14 protein-coding genes, 1 tRNA gene and 1 pseudogene are annotated in these 16,013 nt (G+C 67.3%); 8 read left to right on the top strand and 8 right to left on the bottom strand.

Annotation, left to right across the window (positions count from 1 at the left end):
- The first annotated feature begins 2 nt into the window (after positions 1 to 2).
- The 5 genes from RBB34_RS10210 to RBB34_RS10185 all read left to right on the top strand — a co-directional run bounded on the left by RBB34_RS10210 (position 3) and on the right by RBB34_RS10185 (position 5,945).
- Positions 3 to 3,191: an SIR2 family protein gene (locus RBB34_RS10210; RefSeq protein ID WP_306119116.1), complete on the top strand. Its 3,189-nt coding sequence runs from the start codon at positions 3 to 5 to the stop codon at positions 3,189 to 3,191.
- Positions 3,192 to 3,207: 16 nt separating this feature from the next.
- Entirely contained in the window at positions 3,208 to 3,996 is a 789-nt protein-coding gene (locus RBB34_RS10205) for a hypothetical protein (RefSeq protein WP_306119115.1), read from the top strand.
- Complete coding sequence (locus tag RBB34_RS10200) at positions 3,996 to 4,790, top strand: hypothetical protein (protein ID WP_306119114.1); 795 nt, start codon at positions 3,996 to 3,998, stop codon at positions 4,788 to 4,790. Before RBB34_RS10205 ends, RBB34_RS10200 begins: the two co-directional genes overlap by 1 nt.
- A 403-nt stretch (positions 4,791 to 5,193) precedes the next feature.
- The gene (locus RBB34_RS10190; protein ID WP_306119112.1) at positions 5,194 to 5,553 is read left to right on the top strand and encodes a DUF6516 family protein; all 360 of its coding nucleotides are present in this window, start codon (positions 5,194 to 5,196) and stop codon (positions 5,551 to 5,553) included.
- Complete coding sequence (locus RBB34_RS10185) at positions 5,550 to 5,945, top strand: helix-turn-helix domain-containing protein (RefSeq protein ID WP_306119111.1); 396 nt, start codon at positions 5,550 to 5,552, stop codon at positions 5,943 to 5,945. The genes RBB34_RS10190 and RBB34_RS10185 overlap by 4 nt, the downstream gene beginning before the upstream one ends.
- Here RBB34_RS10185 and RBB34_RS10180 read toward each other — a convergent pair.
- The 4 genes from RBB34_RS10180 to RBB34_RS10165 all read right to left on the bottom strand — a co-directional run bounded on the left by RBB34_RS10180 (position 5,873) and on the right by RBB34_RS10165 (position 7,649).
- The gene (locus tag RBB34_RS10180) at positions 5,873 to 6,517 is read right to left on the bottom strand and encodes a hypothetical protein (protein WP_306119110.1); all 645 of its coding nucleotides are present in this window, start codon (positions 6,515 to 6,517) and stop codon (positions 5,873 to 5,875) included. The two genes, RBB34_RS10185 and RBB34_RS10180, sit on opposite strands and share 73 nt — an antisense overlap.
- A 197-nt stretch (positions 6,518 to 6,714) precedes the next feature.
- Complete coding sequence (locus RBB34_RS10175) at positions 6,715 to 6,936, bottom strand: hypothetical protein (protein WP_306119109.1); 222 nt, start codon at positions 6,934 to 6,936, stop codon at positions 6,715 to 6,717.
- 136 nt (positions 6,937 to 7,072) lie between these two features.
- On the bottom strand, positions 7,073 to 7,417 hold the full coding sequence (locus tag RBB34_RS10170; protein ID WP_306119108.1) for a hypothetical protein: 345 nt from the start codon (positions 7,415 to 7,417) through the stop codon (positions 7,073 to 7,075).
- A gap of 141 nt (positions 7,418 to 7,558) precedes the next feature.
- Positions 7,559 to 7,649: transfer RNA gene (locus RBB34_RS10165), tRNA-Ser, on the bottom strand.
- Between the two features lie 304 nt (positions 7,650 to 7,953).
- Between RBB34_RS10165 and RBB34_RS10160 the strand changes: the two are divergent.
- A pseudogene (locus RBB34_RS10160) lies at positions 7,954 to 8,103 on the top strand (transposase); the annotation flags it as partial.
- A 52-nt stretch (positions 8,104 to 8,155) separates the two neighbouring features.
- Here the strand turns inward: RBB34_RS10160 and ftsH are convergent.
- Together ftsH and RBB34_RS10150 are read right to left on the bottom strand one after the other, a co-directional pair.
- On the bottom strand, positions 8,156 to 10,012 hold the full coding sequence (ftsH, locus tag RBB34_RS10155) for an ATP-dependent zinc metalloprotease FtsH (protein ID WP_306119107.1): 1,857 nt from the start codon (positions 10,010 to 10,012) through the stop codon (positions 8,156 to 8,158).
- Positions 10,013 to 10,255: 243 nt separating this feature from the next.
- Positions 10,256 to 10,789, bottom strand: a complete 534-nt coding sequence (locus RBB34_RS10150) for an Hsp20/alpha crystallin family protein (protein WP_306119106.1) — start codon at positions 10,787 to 10,789, stop codon at positions 10,256 to 10,258.
- Between the two features lie 198 nt (positions 10,790 to 10,987).
- Here RBB34_RS10150 and RBB34_RS10145 point away from each other — a divergent pair, with 198 nt between their 5' ends.
- The gene (locus RBB34_RS10145) at positions 10,988 to 13,918 is read left to right on the top strand and encodes an HAD-IC family P-type ATPase (RefSeq protein ID WP_306119105.1); all 2,931 of its coding nucleotides are present in this window, start codon (positions 10,988 to 10,990) and stop codon (positions 13,916 to 13,918) included.
- Positions 13,918 to 15,057 carry a methionine adenosyltransferase domain-containing protein gene (locus RBB34_RS10140; protein WP_306119104.1) on the top strand — a complete coding sequence of 380 codons (1,140 nt, stop codon included), beginning with the start codon at positions 13,918 to 13,920 and terminating at the stop codon, positions 15,055 to 15,057. The genes RBB34_RS10145 and RBB34_RS10140 overlap by 1 nt, the downstream gene beginning before the upstream one ends.
- A gap of 68 nt (positions 15,058 to 15,125) precedes the next feature.
- On the opposite strand, the gene RBB34_RS10135 is transcribed toward RBB34_RS10140, so the two are convergent.
- Both RBB34_RS10135 and RBB34_RS10130 read right to left on the bottom strand, forming a co-directional pair.
- Entirely contained in the window at positions 15,126 to 15,608 is a 483-nt protein-coding gene (locus RBB34_RS10135; protein WP_306119103.1) for an HMA2 domain-containing protein, read from the bottom strand.
- The gene (locus RBB34_RS10130; RefSeq protein ID WP_306119102.1) at positions 15,601 to 15,930 is read right to left on the bottom strand and encodes a DUF5132 domain-containing protein; all 330 of its coding nucleotides are present in this window, start codon (positions 15,928 to 15,930) and stop codon (positions 15,601 to 15,603) included. The genes RBB34_RS10135 and RBB34_RS10130 overlap by 8 nt, the downstream gene beginning before the upstream one ends.
- Between the last annotated feature and the right edge of the window lie 83 nt (positions 15,931 to 16,013).

Here is a 16,013-nt window from a genome sequence, read left to right as displayed (position 1 = left end):
GCATGGCTGCTGCCCCCGGCAAGGCGCTGGAGACAGAGGATCTGAGCCTATCGCTCGACGCTTTCGTCCGCTCCATCGGCGTCAGGCGGGCGGCACCGCATGCGCTCTTTCTGGGGGCGGGCGCATCGGTTAGTTCCGGCATCCCCTCCGCACAGGCCTGCATCTGGGAGTGGAAGCGCGACCTCTTCCTCACCAACAATCCCGGCCTTGAAGAGCAGTTCGCGGAGCTCTCGCTGCCCAGCGTGCGGCGCCGCATCCAGCAATGGCTGGACGCGCAGGGCACCTATCCGCAGGAAGGCGCGGACGACGAGTACGGCTTCTATATCCGCGCCTGCTTTCCCATCGCCGACGACCGCCGCGCGTTCTTTCAGGAGAAGGTGCGCGGCGCGCAGCCGCATATCGGCTACCGGCTTTTATGCCATCTCGCCAGGGCCGACCTGATGCGCTCCGTCTGGTCCACCAATTTCGACGGGCTGCCCGCGCGCGCCGCCGCGAATTTCAGTCTCACGCCGTTCGAGGTCGGGATCGACACGCAGGGCCGCGTTGCCCGTCCGGCGAACACCGGCGAGTTGCTGTGCGTCTCGCTGCATGGCGACTATCGCTACGATGACCTCAAGAATACGCCCGATGAGCTACAGCGCCAGGAAGAGGCCCTGCGCAGCGCGCTGATCGACGAGCTGCGCCAGCGGACGCTGATCGTCTGCGGCTACAGCGGGCGCGACCACTCCATCATGGAGGCGCTTCAGGCCGCCTTCGCAGAGCAGGGCACAGGCGCGCTTTACTGGTGCGGCTACGGCGACGGCGAGGTTCCCGAGCCGGTTGCCCGCCTGATCGCTCACGCGAGAGCGCATGGCAGGCAGGCCTTCTATGTTTCCGCGCTCGGCTTCGATGATTTGATGACCCGGCTTACTCTGCATTGCCTGGAGGGCGAGCGGCGCGAGGCCGCGCGCAAGGACATTGCCGAACTTGCCCCCGACGATCTTCTCGCGCGAGCGCCGTTTCAGGTGGCGGAGCACCGCGCGAACACCCTCATCAAAAGCAACGCCTTCGAGATCGACTGCCCGTCCGAGGTGCTTTCCTTCGACCTCAAGGCCTGGCCGCGCGAGAAGGTCTGGTCATGGGTGCGGGAGCAGACCGGAGCGCGCCCGGTCGTCGCCGTGCCCTTCAAGGGGAAGATCCTCGCGCTTGGCACCGTGGACGATATCAAGGATTGCTTCGGCGAGAACATCAAGGGGCCGGTCGAGAGAACGCCGGTCAGTCCCGACGAGCTGCGCTACGAGGACGGCGCGATAGTCAGCCTTATGCGGGAAGCCCTCGTGCGCTCAATGGCGCAGGCCGCCGGGGTCGAAACGGACGGCCAGTCCGAGCTTTGGCTGAAAACGCCGCTCAAGAAGGTACGGCAGGACAATGTGCACTGCCATGCGCATGAATCCGTCATCGTGTTCCTGCGCCGCGTCGGCGGCACGCAGTACGTCGTTCTCAAGCCGTCGATCAAGGTGCTGGACCAGAACGGGGCGGAGGTGCCCTATGAAGTCGCCGGGCCGGTGAAGCTCGGCATCCTCGGCTACCAGCATAACAAGCCGTTCAACACCGCCATGAACAAATGGCGCGGCCTACTATTCCCGAAGGACAAGCCGTCCTCTTTCGAGTTCCCGACCGGCACGGGATCGAGCTTCAAGTTCCGTGTCCGGCGCTCCCCGGTCTTCGCGCAGATCGGCCTGCCGCACGGCGGCCGGGCCGCCAATATCACGCAGAACCTTCGTCCCCTCATCAAGTACAAGGGGCTTGAGCTGGCGGAGCCCACACTCCTGTTCTGCGACAAGCGCGGGACGGGCACGAACACCGACACGCATCCGGTGCGCGGGCTTGCGGCGAGCCGCCCTTTCGATTACCCGCTCACGCTAAGCGGGCTCGCGCCGTCGCTGCGCATCGGCGTCATCTGCCCGCGCTCCGAAACGCCGCTCGTGCGCGGCTATCTTCAGAAGGCCAATCAGGGGCACCGTCCGGCCGATTCCGAGCGCGATTACCTCGTCGATTATCCGGGGTTCCAGCAGGCCTACGGCCTGCCCATCGAAATCCCCGAGCCCGCCGCACCGGGCTGGGCTTACTGCGCCGAGCCGGTAGGCACCGGCGCGCGCACCGGTGCGCTGTCGGTCGCGCAGCAGATTACCGGCGCAGTTGAAGCGTTGCGCTCCTCCTATGCGCCGCATGTCGTGCTCATTTTCTTCCCGCGCCGCTGGGATCATCTGCGTGGCTACCGGGACGAGCACGAGCGGTTCGACGTGCATGATTTCGTGAAGGCCTATGCCGTCCAGCGCGGCGTCGCGACGCAGTTCCTGACCGAGGACACGCTCTCTGATACCCAGCAGTGCCGGGTGTGGTGGTGGCTCTCGCTCGCCCTCTACGTCAAGGGCATGCGCACGCCGTGGGTGCTTGGCGGCCTTGACGAAGACGCAGCGTATGTCGGGCTCGGCTTCAGCATCGACCGCAACGCCGCGAGGGGCAATCACGTCGTGCTGGGGTGCAGCCACATCTACAGCGCGCGCGGCGAGGGCCTGCAATACCGGCTGAGCAAGGTCGAGAACCCGATCATGCGGGGCAAGAACCCCTTTATGTCGCGGGACGATGCGCGCCGCACCGGAGAGACGATCCGGCAGCTCTTCTTCGATGCGCGCATGAAGCTCCCCCGGCGCGTCGTGCTGCACAAGCGCACACCGTTCCTGAAAGACGAGCGCGAAGGGCTGCTCGACGGGCTCGGCGGCGTCGCCGCCATCGACATGCTGGAGATCGTCGAAGATCACGCCCAGCGGTACGTCGCGTCGATGCCGCGCCGTGACGGCACCATCGATGACGACAATTACCCGGTGCGGCGGGGCACCGTCATGAAGCTCGACGACTTCACCGCCCTGCTGTGGGTCCACGGCGCGACCGCCGCCGTCAATCCGAGTCTCAAGTATTTTCAGGGCAAGAGGCGAATTCCCGCGCCGCTCGCGTTGCGCCGCCATGCGGGAGCAACGCCGCTCGACCAGTTAGCGGCGGAGATACTCGGGCTTTCAAAGATGAACTGGAACACGTTCGACCTCTACACCAAGTTCCCGGCGACCCTCCAGTCCTCCGGTGAAATCGCCCGCATCGGTTCGCTGCTCCAGCGGTTCGGCGCATCCTCTTACGATTACCGCCTCTTTATCTGACGGCGCGGGGCAGGGAATGCAGGGACGTTTCTCAGATCGCCACGGATATCGCGCAACGGAGCATGAGATCGCCGTCCGCGAGGATGCGCCGGAAGGGCTGCGTTTCGCCATCCCGCTGATCGCGCAGGATGCGGGGATGAGTCCCGGCGCGATGCGCAGGGTAATCTGCGCGGTCCTTCTGGTCCGGCCCGACCCCTCGAACTGGTCCGAATACCCGAACATCTGGGATGAGGTGAACGGGCTCATCGGGGACTGCCCGTGGTTCAAGGTTTACGACATCGCCGAGGCGATCCAAGCCGCGTTCGCGGCGCAGTCTTCGGATGGAGCCGACATCTTTCAAGACCGGCTAAACGGGTATTTCCGGGAGAACGGCATCGGGTGGCAGATGACCGATGGCCGGATCGTCTATCGGGGTTCCGAAGTCTTCGCTGAGACGACGCGTGAGGCGGCAGCCGTTCTGACGCAGACCGGGCGCAGCGCGGCAGCGAATGAAATCCACGAGGCGCTTTCCGACATTTCTCGGCGGCCCTCGCCCGACGTGACCGGCGCGATCCAGCATTCCATAGCCGCGCTCGAATGCACGGCGCGCGATGTGACCAGCGAGCCCAACCTTACCCTGGGGCGTATTGTGCCGCGCCTTGCGCTTGTACCGCCGCTGGATACGGCGGTCGAAAAGCTTTGGGGCTATGCCTCGGAGCGGGCGCGGCATATCCGCGAGGGGCAGGCGATATCCTCGGAAGAGGCGGAGCTTGTCGTCAGTGTGGCCTGTGCTGTGTGCACCTTTCTGGCACAGCGGAGGCGGTGATGACAGCACCCAATCCCGCAAGGCAGAGGGCCGCCTTTACCACGCTCGACCGGCTCTTTGCCGATGCCGCGAATGTCTGGATCATTCATTATTCCTGCGAGAGCTTCTACGACCGGGTGGAAGGTCGTTCTCCCCGGATCACATCGGTAGCCCTGCGAAAGCTGGATTCGGCGCAGACAATCTCATTCTCGATTCATCAGGTGGCCGAGCGGCGGCGCATTCCGTTTGACCAAATAGAGCAGCACTATGATGATCTTGAGAAAGAGATGCTCGCGGCTTTCTTTGGTCATCTCGGCAGCCACCGGGGCATGAAATACCTGCACTGGAACATGAGGGACGTGAATTACGGCTTTCAGGCCATAGAGCACCGGTTCCGCGTGCTTGGCGAAGAGCCCGCCTATCTCGTGGAGGATGATAAGAAGTTCGACCTGTCCCGGATGCTGATCGACATCTATGGCGTCGGTTACATCGACCATCCAAGGATGGAGAAGCTGCTCGCCAAGAATCACATCGCTCCGCGCGACTTCCTGAACGGCGCAGGGGAGGCCAAGGCGTTTGAAGAGCGCAACTTCGCCGCGCTTCACCAATCGACGCTGCGCAAGGTGGATGTAATCGCCAATATCGCTGGCCGCGCGCACGATCGCAATCTGAAGACGAACACGACCTGGTGGGAAATGCACGGCGGCAGGGTGCGGACGGCGCTGGTCTGGATGGCGGAGAACCGAACCTTTCAATTAGGCGCGGGCCTCGCCAGCATTGCCGGGGTCGCGCTTGCGCTGTGGGCCCTTTGGTAACGAGCGCGGCTGTCTGAGGTAAGGACACCGCCGTCGAGGGCCGGTCTTTGCCGCCCGTGGCACTGCTCCGAGTTCGTCGTCGTTCAATATTTCTGGCTCGTGCGGCAAGCTCGGCCCATGTCCTCGTCCGCACCCACCCAGCGCCGAGTTCACGGGTCCGATCGATCGGCAAAGTTAGATCTGCTCGACTACTGCCGCCTGCCGGAGCCGAAGCCGCGCGGCCGTCCCCTCGCGGACGATCTGTCCGATTGGCGGGTGACCGATGACTGGCCTGAGGACGTGCCGGTGACGCCCGAGGAGGTGGACGTCTTCGAGGCCTGGTTCGGCGACATCCTCGAGGAGCTGTTCGGGCCGGAGGGGCCGGATCGCGCTTGACTTTGTTATCACCTAAAGATAACCTCTCATGACAAGAAAGACGCGCGATCCGGGCCTCGACGCCTTGCTCGATCTCGACGGCCAGGTGCTGGTCGTCGACCCGCAGGGCGGGCAGTGGGTCAAGTTCGTCGTCCGCCGTGTTCCGGTCAGCCCGGAGAAGCCCCGCGGGCTCGACTATGCGCTGACCCTGCACGGCCCCGACGGCGGACGGCTCGCCGGCTTCGACAACGCCCACCCCGTGGGCAGACGCAAGCGCAGCGAGCCGCAGGATCACCGGCACCGGCTCCGGACCGTGCGTCCCTACGACTACCAGGATGCGGCGACGCTGCTCGCCGACTTCTGGACGCTGGTGGACGCAGTGCTGAAGGAGCGCGGAGTGATCCCATGACGACGCTGAAGGTCGGCATCGCAGATTACGAGACGATGAAGGCGCGGACGATGCGGATCGCCCGCGGCGAGGAGCGTCAAGGGCCGGACGACCCCAAGGTCTGGTTCACCTCGACCGAGTCCTTCGCCCAGGTCCTGTCGGCCGGGAATCGCGAGCTCCTGCGCACCATCGCCGAGCGCGCGCCGGGTTCGCTCGACGAGCTGGCGCAGATGACCGGGCGGGCCAAGTCGAACCTGTCGCGCACGCTGAAGAAAATGGCCGACTACGGCCTGATCGAGATGCAGCCCGGCGAGGGCCGGCGCCTGAAGCCGAAAGTCGTCTACGACCGGGTCTCGCTCGACCTGCCGCTGATCGACGGGACGGAGCGCAAGGCCGCAGGGGGCCGCTCGTGACCGCGCCGCAACCCGCCGTGAAGCTTCGCGCGGCGTTGTATTTGCGCGTCTCGACGGCCCGGCAGGCGGAGCACGACGTCTCGATCCCCGACCAGCGCCGGCAGGGCGAAGCCTATTGCGCGACGCGCGGATACGACCTCGTCGAGACGTATATCGAGCCAGGAGCCTCGGCGACCAATGACCGGCGGCCGGAATTCCAGCGCATGATGGAGGCCGGCACGGCAAAGCCCGCCGCCTTCGATGTCGTGGTGGTCCACTCCTTCAGCCGCTTCTTCCGCGACCATTTCGAGCTGGAGTTCTACGTCCGCAAGCTCGCCAAGAACGGCGTCCGGCTCGTTTCGATGACGCAGGAGCTGGGCGACGACCCGATGCACGTCATGATGCGCCAGATCATGGCGCTGTTCGACGAGTACCAGTCCAAGGAGAACGCCAAGCACACGCTCCGGGCGCTGAAGGAAAACGCCCGCCAGGGCTTCTGGAACGGCTCGCTGCCGCCGGTGGGCTACCGCGTCGTCGACGCCGAGAAGCGCGGGGCGAAGATCAAGAAGGTGCTGGAGATCGATCCCCTGCATGCCGACACGGTCCGGCTGATGTTCAGGCTGGCGCTGGAAGGCGACGGCACGAGCGGGCGTATGGGCGTCAAGGCGATCGCCACCTATCTCAACGCCCGCAAGCTCTACACCCGCACCGGCGGACGCTGGGGCGTCGGCACGGTGCACCGAATCCTGACGCGCCGCACCTATATCGGCGAGCATCAATGGGGCAGGAACTACAAGGACGGCACGCCCAAGGCCCAGGCGGAGACGGTCACCGTACCCGTGCCGCCGCTGATCGACCGCGAGACCTTCGACGCGGTCCAGGAACTACTCAAGTCGCGCAGCCCGATGGTCGTGCCGGGCCGGACCGTCAGCGGCCCGACGCTGCTCACCGGCATCTGCTTCTGCGCCGACTGCGGCGGCGCGATGACGCTGCGCACGTCGGGCAAGGCCAAGCACTATCGCTACTACACCTGCTCGACCGCCGCGCGGCAGGGCAAGACCGGCTGCAAGGGTCGCACGGTCCAGATGGACCGGCTAGACCATCTGGTGGCCGAGCATCTGGAGAAGCGGCTCCTTCAGCCCGAACGGCTACGCGACCTGCTCGCCATCCATCTCGACCGCCGTGAGGAGCGAGACGAACGCCGGCGCGCGCATGCCGCGGAACTGGTCAACCGCGCTGCCGCCGCAGAGGCGCGGCTGAAGCGCCTTTACGACGCCATCGAGAGCGGCGTCGCCGATCTGGACGATCCGTCGCTCAGGACGCGGATCGAGGAACTGAAGGCGACGCGCGATCAGGCGCGCATCGACGCTGAACGCGCGCGTGCTGCGATCGAGAGCGCGGGTCAGGCGGTCACGCCCGACCAGATCGCCCGTTTCGCGGCCGTTGCCCGCCGCCGGATGCGTGGAAAGGACGGCGGATTTCGGCGGGATCATCTGCGGGCTCTGGCCCAGCGGGTCGAGGTCGCCGAGCGCGAGGTTCGGATCATGGGCTCGCGAAACGAGCTTCTGAGGGTCGTGGCTTCAGCGAATGGCGTAGGAACGGCGGCGAACGACGTTCGCACTTATGTTCCAGAGTGGCGGAGAGGAAGGGATTCGAACCCTCGATACCCTTTTGGGGTATACTCCCTTAGCAGGGGAGCGCCTTCGACCACTCGGCCACCTCTCCGCGTCCGTCTTTTCCAGGATCTGAGGCGATTTGGCAACCGTCATCCTAGCAGTCCGGGGCCGGCATTTGCAAAACCTCGCGCGAACATGGCGCATGGCAAGCCGCGAGCCCCGCCAGGCCGGCCAAGCACCGGACCATCTCGCCGCGCCGGCGTCCATGCCACGCACGCCCAGGTCGAGGCGACGGCCATGGCCGACCGCATGCTCGCCTTGCTGGCTCCGCCATCGGGCACGCGGCCGCGCCCTCCCTGAACCGGCCCCCTTTTCGACCAGACAGTCAGGCATGAACATGGAGGCTTAGTTTTATGCCTGAGCACGTGCTTATGTCCGAGATCGAAATCATCACCGATGGTGGCCGGCGACGCCGCTGGTCGCCTGCCGTGAAGCTCCGGATCGTCGAGGAAACGCTGGACGGCCGACAGAGCATTTCCGTGGTCGCGCGCCGGGGGCTCGCCGAGGCTTGTCGGCGCCGCCCGCTCAGCGCGCTCGACGCCAGCGCCCGCCCGCTCAGCGCGCTTCGGGATTGCGCCGGTTCCGCTCGTGGCGGCGCTCGAGCGGTTGCACCTTGCCTTCGGTGTCGAGGCAGCGCCGGATCTCGTCGAAATCGAGCACTTCCCTGAGCTGCAGTTCCTGCACCAGATACTCCACCGCCTTGCGATGGGTGGTCAGGATGTGCCTGGCCTGGTCTTCGGCGCTCTTGAGCAGCTCCATCACCGCATGATCCACCTTCGCCGCGGTCGCATCGGCATGTTCGCGCGGCTGGGCCATCGATTGGCCCAGGAACGGATGATCCTCGTGCTGGCGCAGATCGACGGGCCCGAGCTCATCGTTCATGCCCCAGCGCGAGATCATCGAGCGGGCCAGTTCGGTCGCCCGCTTGATGTCGTCGTCGGCGCCCGAACTGACCGAGCCGAGCAGAAGATCCTCGGCGGCGCGCCCGGCCAGAAGCACGACCAGCTGGCCGCGCAGGAAGTCCTCGGGCAGGGTGTGCCGTTCTTCCCGTGACAGCATGTGCGTGCCGCCAAGCGCGCGTCCGCGCGGAATGATCGTCACCTTGTAGAGCGGATCGGCCTGCGGCGTGAAGTAGGCGACCGCCGTGTGCCCGGCCTCGTGGACGGCCAGCCGGTGTTTTTCCTCGGGCTGGATGGCAAGGGTGCGCACCGTGCCCATCATCACCTTGTCGCGCGCCTCCGACAGATCGTCCCCGGTGATGATCGTGCTGTGCCGCCGCGCCGCGCCGATGGCGGCCTCGTTGAGCAGGTTCTTCAGGTCCGCGCCCGAAAAGCCGGGCGTGCCCTCGGCGATCATGTCCAGATCGGCCACGTTCGCAACGGGCAGTTTGCTGGCATGGATGTCCAGGATCGCCCGCCGCGCCGCCTTGTCGGGCAGGTTGAGCGTGACGTGGCGGTCGAACCGGCCGGGGCGCAGCAGCGCCGGATCGAGCACGTCGGGCCGATTTGTCGCCGCCAGCACGACCACGGCCTCCTTGCCGCCGAACCCGTCCAGCTCGGCCAGGATCTGGTTGAGCGTCTGCTCGCGCTCGTCATGGCCCCCGCCAAGCCCCGTGCCGCGCCGGCGGCCGATGGAATCGAGCTCGTCGATGAAGATGATGGCCGGCGCCGCCTTGCGCGCGGCTTCGAACATGCGGCGCACCCGGCCCGCGCCCACGCCCACGAACACCTCGATGAACTCCGAGCCCGACGTCGAAAAGAACGGCACATCCGCCTCGCCCGCCAGCGCCTTTGCGAGCAGCGTCTTGCCGGTGCCCGGCGGGCCGACCAGCAGGACCCCATGCGGCACTTCCGCGCCGACGCGCCGGAACCGTTCGGGTTCGCGCAGGAACTCGACCAGTTCGGCGACCTCGCGCTTGGCCTGGTCCTGACCTGCGACATCGTCGAAGGTGACGTTGGTCTTCAGATCGCTGGGCTTTGAGAAGCGGCCCGTGAACAGGCCGCCCAAGCCGCGCGCATCCGCGCCGCCCATGCCGCCCATGCCGCCGAGCATGCGCCGCTGCATCCACAGATACAGCGCCAGGATCACCACCCAGGGCAGGATGAAGGTGAACACGGACATGCCCTGCGGTTCGCGGGCCGTGATCTCTACATTGTGCTCCTGCAGAAGCGGCAGGAGCTCCGGATCGCCCTGCGCCGGCGTCACGGCGCGGTAGCGGCGGGCCACGGTCGATCCCGGATCGCCCACGGTCACCGTGATGGCGTGCTCTTCGAGCAGGGCCTCGGTCACTTCGCCGGTGGAGATCAGCTGCTTGACGTCCGTGTAGGAACGCTCCCGGGAGGGCTGGCTCGTGTCGACCAGGGTCGATGCGAAGAACAAGGCGCCCAGGACAACGGCCCAGAGCAGCAGCATCCACACGCCGTCGCGATCGCCGGGGCCCTTTTGCGGTGGTCCCGATCGGGGTGGTCCCGAATCGGGTCGTCGTGGCTGTCCGGGGGGCATCGCGCCGGTCCTCCGCTCACCATGGCATGCGCATTCATGGCATGGCGCGGCGCAGGCGGCGTTGACTTGCGTCAAGCGGGCGCCGCCGCCCTTGCCGGCATCTTGCCGCGCCTTGCCAGACGCCGGCGACCGCCGCGATGCCGGGCGCCTCGATCAGGCCTTGGCGACCTTGATCTTCTTTTCCTTTTCCCTCGCTTCCCTTGTCTTGGGCAGCGTGATCGTCAGCATGCCGTGCGACATCTTGGCGGTGATGGTGTCCTCATCGACCCCTTCGGGCACGCGGAACGAGCGCTGGAAGCGTCCGAAACGCCGCTCGGAAAGGTGATATTCGGGCTCGGACTCCTCGTGCTCGTCGCGCTTTTCGCCCTTCATCGTCAACACGCCGTTCGCGATCTTGACCTCGACGTCCGCCTCGGTCATCCCGGCGAGTTCGGCGCTGACGACATAGCCGGTGTCCGTCTCCTTGAAATTGACGGCCGGCGCCACCTGCCAGTCCGGCCGCCTTGGCTGGCGGACTTCGACGCCGCCCGATCCGATCACCGGCAGGCGCCAATCGGTGGGGTTGATCGCGTCGAACAGGCGGTCGACTTCCCGCCGAACGGCCTCGATGCGCGAGCGCTGCTCGCTGAGCACCGGCTCGGAGGGCATTTCGGTTTCGGCTTCACTCTGGGTCTTCTTCCTGGCCATTTGCGTGCCTCCTTGAAAGCGGAGAAATGGCGGATCCGCCCGCACGCATGCGTCCCGACGGGCGGCCGACGCACAGACCCTAGATCGACGGCCGCTCGCCGCCTTGATGTGCGTCAATCCGGCCTTTTGCCGCCGTGCTAAGCATGCATGGCCCGCCCCGCGTCACGCGCCGGGGTGCGCGCGCCGCCTGGAGGTCTGGTGCCCGAAGACCGCACGCGCCTATCCGTCGTTCATGCCCGCGTTCCAGGGCGTCTGCGCGTGCGCGTGCCTTCGCTGATCGGCAGGCCGGATCGGGCCGAGGCGGTGCGCACGCACCTTGCGGCCCGGCTCGATATCGAACGGGTCTCGGTGAGCACCACCACGGGCAGCGTGCTCCTCAACTATCCCGCTCGGCTCGATGCAGGCACGATGGTGGACCTGCTGCGCCAGGCGCTTGCCGAGGCCCTCTGGGGCAAACCGCCCCGGCAGGCCGGGGCGGACCGGGCGCCGGCCGGAGCGCGCATTGCCGATCCCGATACCGTCGCCTGGCACAGCCAGTCCCCCGAGCGCGTCGCCACGCTGCTGGACACGTCCCTCGAGCATGGGCTCGGGTCAGGCGATGCGAGGGGCCGGCTGCGCCGCGATGGTCCCAACGCCTTGCCGCGCCAGCGCGGCACGTCGGCGCTTGCGCTCGCCTTCAAGCAGGTCAACACCCTGCCGGTCGGCATGCTGACCGTCTCCGCGGTGGTGTCGGCGGCGACCGGCGGGGTCGGCGATTCGGTGGCCACGATGGGCGTGGTCGCCGTCAACGCGCTTCTTGGCTATGTGACCGAAGGCCAGGCCGAGCGTGCGATCCAGGCCCTGGTCGACGATTCCACCCTCAAGGTGACCGTCAAGCGCGATGGCAACGTCCGGCGCATCGCCTCTTCGGGCCTGGTGCGCGGCGATGTCATCGAGGTGCGTGCCGGCGAGCAGGTGACCGCCGACGCCCGCCTGGTGGCGGACCGCACGCTCAGGATCGATGAATCGACCCTGACCGGCGAGACCTTTCCCGTCACCAAGGGGCATGGCGCGGGGCTCGAGGACGCCGCGCCGATCGTTGCAAGGCCGACCATGCTGCATGCCGGCACCATCGTCGCCGAAGGCTGGGGGCGCGCAGTCGTCGTTGCCACAGGCGCGCGCACCCAGGCCGCGCGGATCGCGCTGGTCAGCCAGTCGACCGTGCGGCCACAGGCCCCGCTCGAGGGAGAACTCGACGCGTTGGCGCGCACGCTCGCCAAGATCGCCGTCGGCGCCTGCGGGCTCTACTTCGGCATCGGGGTGTTGCGCGGACGTCGGCTCGTCGCGATGCTGCGCGACGCGCTCGCGCTGGCCGTGGCCGCCGTGCCCGAAGGCATGCCGGTCGTCGCGACCACGACCATGGCGCTGGGTCTTGGGCGCATGCAGCGCAAGGGCATGCTGATCCGGCAGATCCCGGCGGTTCAGAGCCTTGGCGCGCTGCAGACCGTGTGTGTCGACAAGACCGGCACGATGACCATCAACCGCATGACGGTCGTCGCCGCCGTTGCGGGCGTTGGCGATGTGCCGCTCGACGACCGAGGGGCGCTTTCGCCGCTGGTGCGCGCTGCGGCATTGAACAACGATGCGGCCAGCAATGGCGAGCACGTGCAGGGCTCGTCTGCGACCGAGCGCACGCTGATCGACTTCGCGCGGGGACAGGGCGCCGATGTCGACCGGATCCGGGCCGACCGGCCGCGCCTTTCGACCATGGAGCGCGGCGTCGATCGACCGTGGATGGCCACCTTTCACGCCGGCGGCGAGCCGAGCGTGTTCGTCAAGGGCGCGCCCGACGCCGTCCTGCGCCTGTGCACCGATGTCGGGGTCGGCACGGGCGCGCGGCCGCTCACCGAGGCCGATCGGGAACGCATCCTCGAGCGCAACGATGCCATCGCCGCCCGACCCGCGCGCGTGCTCGGCTTTGCGCAGGGCTGTGACGGACGCGCCGGCGAACTGCCCGATCGTCTGACATGGCTGGGGCTGGTCGGCATGGTCGATCCGCTTCGCCCCGGCGCGCAGACCTTCGTTTCATCGCTGCGCGATGCCGGCATCGACACGGTCATGATCACCGGCGATCAGGCGGCGACCGCCAGTGCCATCGCCCGCGACCTTGGCCTGGGGCGCGACGGGACGATCCGTGTCATCGATTCCACCGAACTGGCCGGCCTTGCGCCCGAACTGCAGGCCGAGCTTGTCGCACGCACGGACGTGTTCGCCCGCGCCAGCGCCCATGACAAGCTCGCCATCGTCAAGGCGCTGCAGACAGGCGGCCGGGTGGTCGGCATGACCGGCGACGGCGTCAATGACGGCCCGGCGCTGAAGGCGTCGGACATCGGCATCGCGATGGGCGCGAGCGGCGCCGACCTTGCCCGCGAGGTGGCCAATGTCGTCATCCGCGATGACAAGCTCGAAACGCTCGTCGACGCCATTTCGGAAGGCCGGACGGTCTATGCCAATATCCGCCGGGCGCTCAATTTCCTGATCACCACCAACATGTCCGAGATCATGGTCGGTCTGGTCGAAGCGCTGCACGGGCCGGGCGAACTGGAAACGCCCATGGAGCTGTTGTGGATCAATCTTGCCACCGACATCCTGCCGGGCCTGGGCCTGGCACTGGCACCGCCGAGCGAGGACGCAATGCTGCGGCCGCCAAGAGCGGCCGAAGAGCCGATCATCGCGCCGCGGCAATTCCGGCGCATGACGACCGATGCGTCGATCATCGCAGCGGCCGCGCTCGGCGCGCACTTCGTCGGTCTTGGCCGTTACGGGCCGGGGCCGAGGACGCGCGCGATGACCTTCTTGTCGCTGTCGGTCGGCCAGTTGCTGTTCGCCTTCATTTCGCAGCGCCAGGACCTGCGCAAGCTCAGAATGTCGCAATTGCTGGCCAATCCGGCGCTCGATGCGGCCATGCTGGGCTCGCTCGGCCTGGCGGTCGCCCCGTTCGGCTTTCCGGGCTTGCGCAGGCTGCTTGGCGTGGCGCCGCTGACCCGGACCGATGCCATGATCGCCTTGCTTGCCGGTATCGCACCGGCAGCCACCATCTTTGCAGGCCGCGGCATCGAACGCGGTATACCAACACGCGAGCAGGACTGATGCGCAATTTCGTCATGACATCGGAATCGGTGACCGCCGGCCATCCCGACAAGCTGTGCGACCAGATCAGCGATGCGGTCATCGACGCCTATCTGGCGCATGGCACAAGGACGCCGGTCACCGCCGAATGCGCCATTGCGACAGGCATCGTCTTTCTGTCCATTCGCGCCGAGCAGGAGGCGCCCTTCGATCCGGCCGCTCTGGCCCGCCGCGTCGCCGAAAGCGCCGGCTATGCCTCGTTTCGCGGCAAGGCCAGCCCCACCGTGATGCTCGATCTTTCCTTTCCGCCCGCCGATCGCGGGGCCCATCGCAACGGCCTCGCCACCCACCTGACGACCTCGTTCGGCTATGCCTGTCAGCACACCCCGGACCTGATGCCCTATCCGATATGGGCGGCGCACAGGCTCAGCCAGGCCCTGGACGCCGCGCGGCGCCAGGGACGCATCGCCTGGCTGCAGCCGGACGCGCAGGCGCAGGTGGCGGTCGAGATGCGCGAGCGCCGGCCGGTGGCCATCCGGGCGATCGCGATCAGCGGCGCCACGCGGCAGGCCATGCCGCAAGACCAGATCGAGCACGATCTGGCCAGCGAGGTCATCGATCCGGCCTTCCGATCGGCCCCGGTCGTGCCGGATCCGATGACACGGCGCGTGTTTGCCGTCATCGCCGACGAGGGCGGGCCGAGCGCGCATTCTGGCCTGACCGGCCGCAAGAACGCCGACGACACCTATGGCGGCTTCGTCCGGCACAGCGCTGCGGCGCTCAGCGGCAAGGCGCCCGCGCGCATCGACCGGACGGCCGCCTATGCCGCTCGCCAGATGGCCCGCGCCGTGGTGGTCGCCGGACTGGCCAGCGAGTGCGAGGTGCAGTTGTCCTATGTCATCGGCGACGAGGGGCCGGTGAGCGTCGAACTGGATTTCTTCGGGTCCGGAGCGGGTCAGGAAAGCAGGATCGGCAGGCGGCTGGGCGAAGTGGTCGATCTGCGCGTGGGCGCGATCGCCGAGCGCATGGGGCTTTGGGAACTGCCGGGCAGGCACGACGGGCGTTTTTACCGCGATCTGGCCGTCTACGGACACATGGGCCGCGACGAACTCGCTCCACCATGGGAAGACGTTACGGCCATCGCCGCCGCACTGGGCTAGCCTCCATTGTGTATCGGCACGCGGCCCGGCCCGCGCGGTGACATTCGGCGGACCCTGGGGCCAAGTCTCTAGCGCTGCCGCTCCATGAGCGCGAGCGCCGACATCAGCAGGGTCGAGGCCGGGCCCACCAGCCGGCCCTGCGTGATCTGGAAGAGCGCGGCCGCGAGCAGAAGCAGCGCCACTGCGGTGTGAAAGTCCAGGACATCGTCGGTGCGCCGGCGGATGTCCATGTCGAGCTTGAGCATACCCATCTGCAGCAAGGGCTTGACAGGGGGCGACTTTGGCGGCTTGACCAGGCGGACCAGCCCGGCCTCCTTGAGGCGGGCGAGCATCGGTTCGGCCGGCCCTTCAAACCCGACGATGATGCTGCCGGTGCGAGGGCGCACGGTCACCTTGCCGATGCCGCCGAGCGCCGAAAGCCTGTCTGCCAGCGCCTCCGCGTCGGCCTGCGAGGGGCGCTCGAGCATCTTCAGGCGCAGCCGGCCCGCCATCGAATGGACGGGCACCACGCGGACCGGGTCGGCGCGGCCATCCCCGCCATGGTCAGTCATCGCCGCTCGCTGCCTCCGCCTCCGCAACATGGATATCGCGCTCGGCGGCGGGCTCGGCGTCCTCGGGCGGTCGCGCGACCTCGGCCTCGAATTCGGCCGCCAGATCCTCCATGTGCTCATAGACCTCGGCCGCTGCCTTGCGGAACTCCCGGACGGCGACGGCGCCGGTTCGCGCGGTGGCCCGCGCCAGCGGCTGGCCGGCCCGGCCAAGAGCCACGGCGACGCCCGGGATCAACATCACCACGCCGGCGGCCGCGGCCGCCCCATAGAAGAAACTGCGATTCATGGCTTCGTTCCGCCCAATGCTGATGACCTGATCCAAGCTCACCGTCTTTTCGCACATTTTTGCCCGTGCGCGCCAGAGACCATGGCACCGATGCGCCGTTGCCGGTTTCTCGGCGGCGT

Source organism: Roseitalea sp. MMSF_3546 (genome assembly GCF_030732865.1).
In the GTDB taxonomy this organism is placed as follows: domain Bacteria; phylum Pseudomonadota; class Alphaproteobacteria; order Rhizobiales; family Rhizobiaceae; genus Roseitalea.
This window is presented reverse-complemented; position numbering and strand designations above follow the sequence as displayed.

Coding starts and splice junctions, on each gene's coding strand:
- RBB34_RS10210 (WP_306119116.1), top strand. CDS start 3: ATGGCTGCTGCCCCCGGCAAGGCGCTGGAGACAGAGGATCTGAGCCTA.
- RBB34_RS10205 (WP_306119115.1), top strand. CDS start 3,208: ATGCAGGGACGTTTCTCAGATCGCCACGGATATCGCGCAACGGAGCAT.
- RBB34_RS10200 (WP_306119114.1), top strand. CDS start 3,996: ATGACAGCACCCAATCCCGCAAGGCAGAGGGCCGCCTTTACCACGCTC.
- RBB34_RS10190 (WP_306119112.1), top strand. CDS start 5,194: ATGACAAGAAAGACGCGCGATCCGGGCCTCGACGCCTTGCTCGATCTC.
- RBB34_RS10185 (WP_306119111.1), top strand. CDS start 5,550: ATGACGACGCTGAAGGTCGGCATCGCAGATTACGAGACGATGAAGGCG.
- RBB34_RS10180 (WP_306119110.1), bottom strand. CDS start 6,517: ATGCAGGGGATCGATCTCCAGCACCTTCTTGATCTTCGCCCCGCGCTT.
- RBB34_RS10170 (WP_306119108.1), bottom strand. CDS start 7,417: ATGATCCCGCCGAAATCCGCCGTCCTTTCCACGCATCCGGCGGCGGGC.
- ftsH (WP_306119107.1), bottom strand. CDS start 10,012: ATGCTGCTGCTCTGGGCCGTTGTCCTGGGCGCCTTGTTCTTCGCATCG.
- RBB34_RS10150 (WP_306119106.1), bottom strand. CDS start 10,789: ATGGCCAGGAAGAAGACCCAGAGTGAAGCCGAAACCGAAATGCCCTCC.
- RBB34_RS10140 (WP_306119104.1), top strand. CDS start 13,918: ATGCGCAATTTCGTCATGACATCGGAATCGGTGACCGCCGGCCATCCC.
- RBB34_RS10135 (WP_306119103.1), bottom strand. CDS start 15,608: ATGACTGACCATGGCGGGGATGGCCGCGCCGACCCGGTCCGCGTGGTG.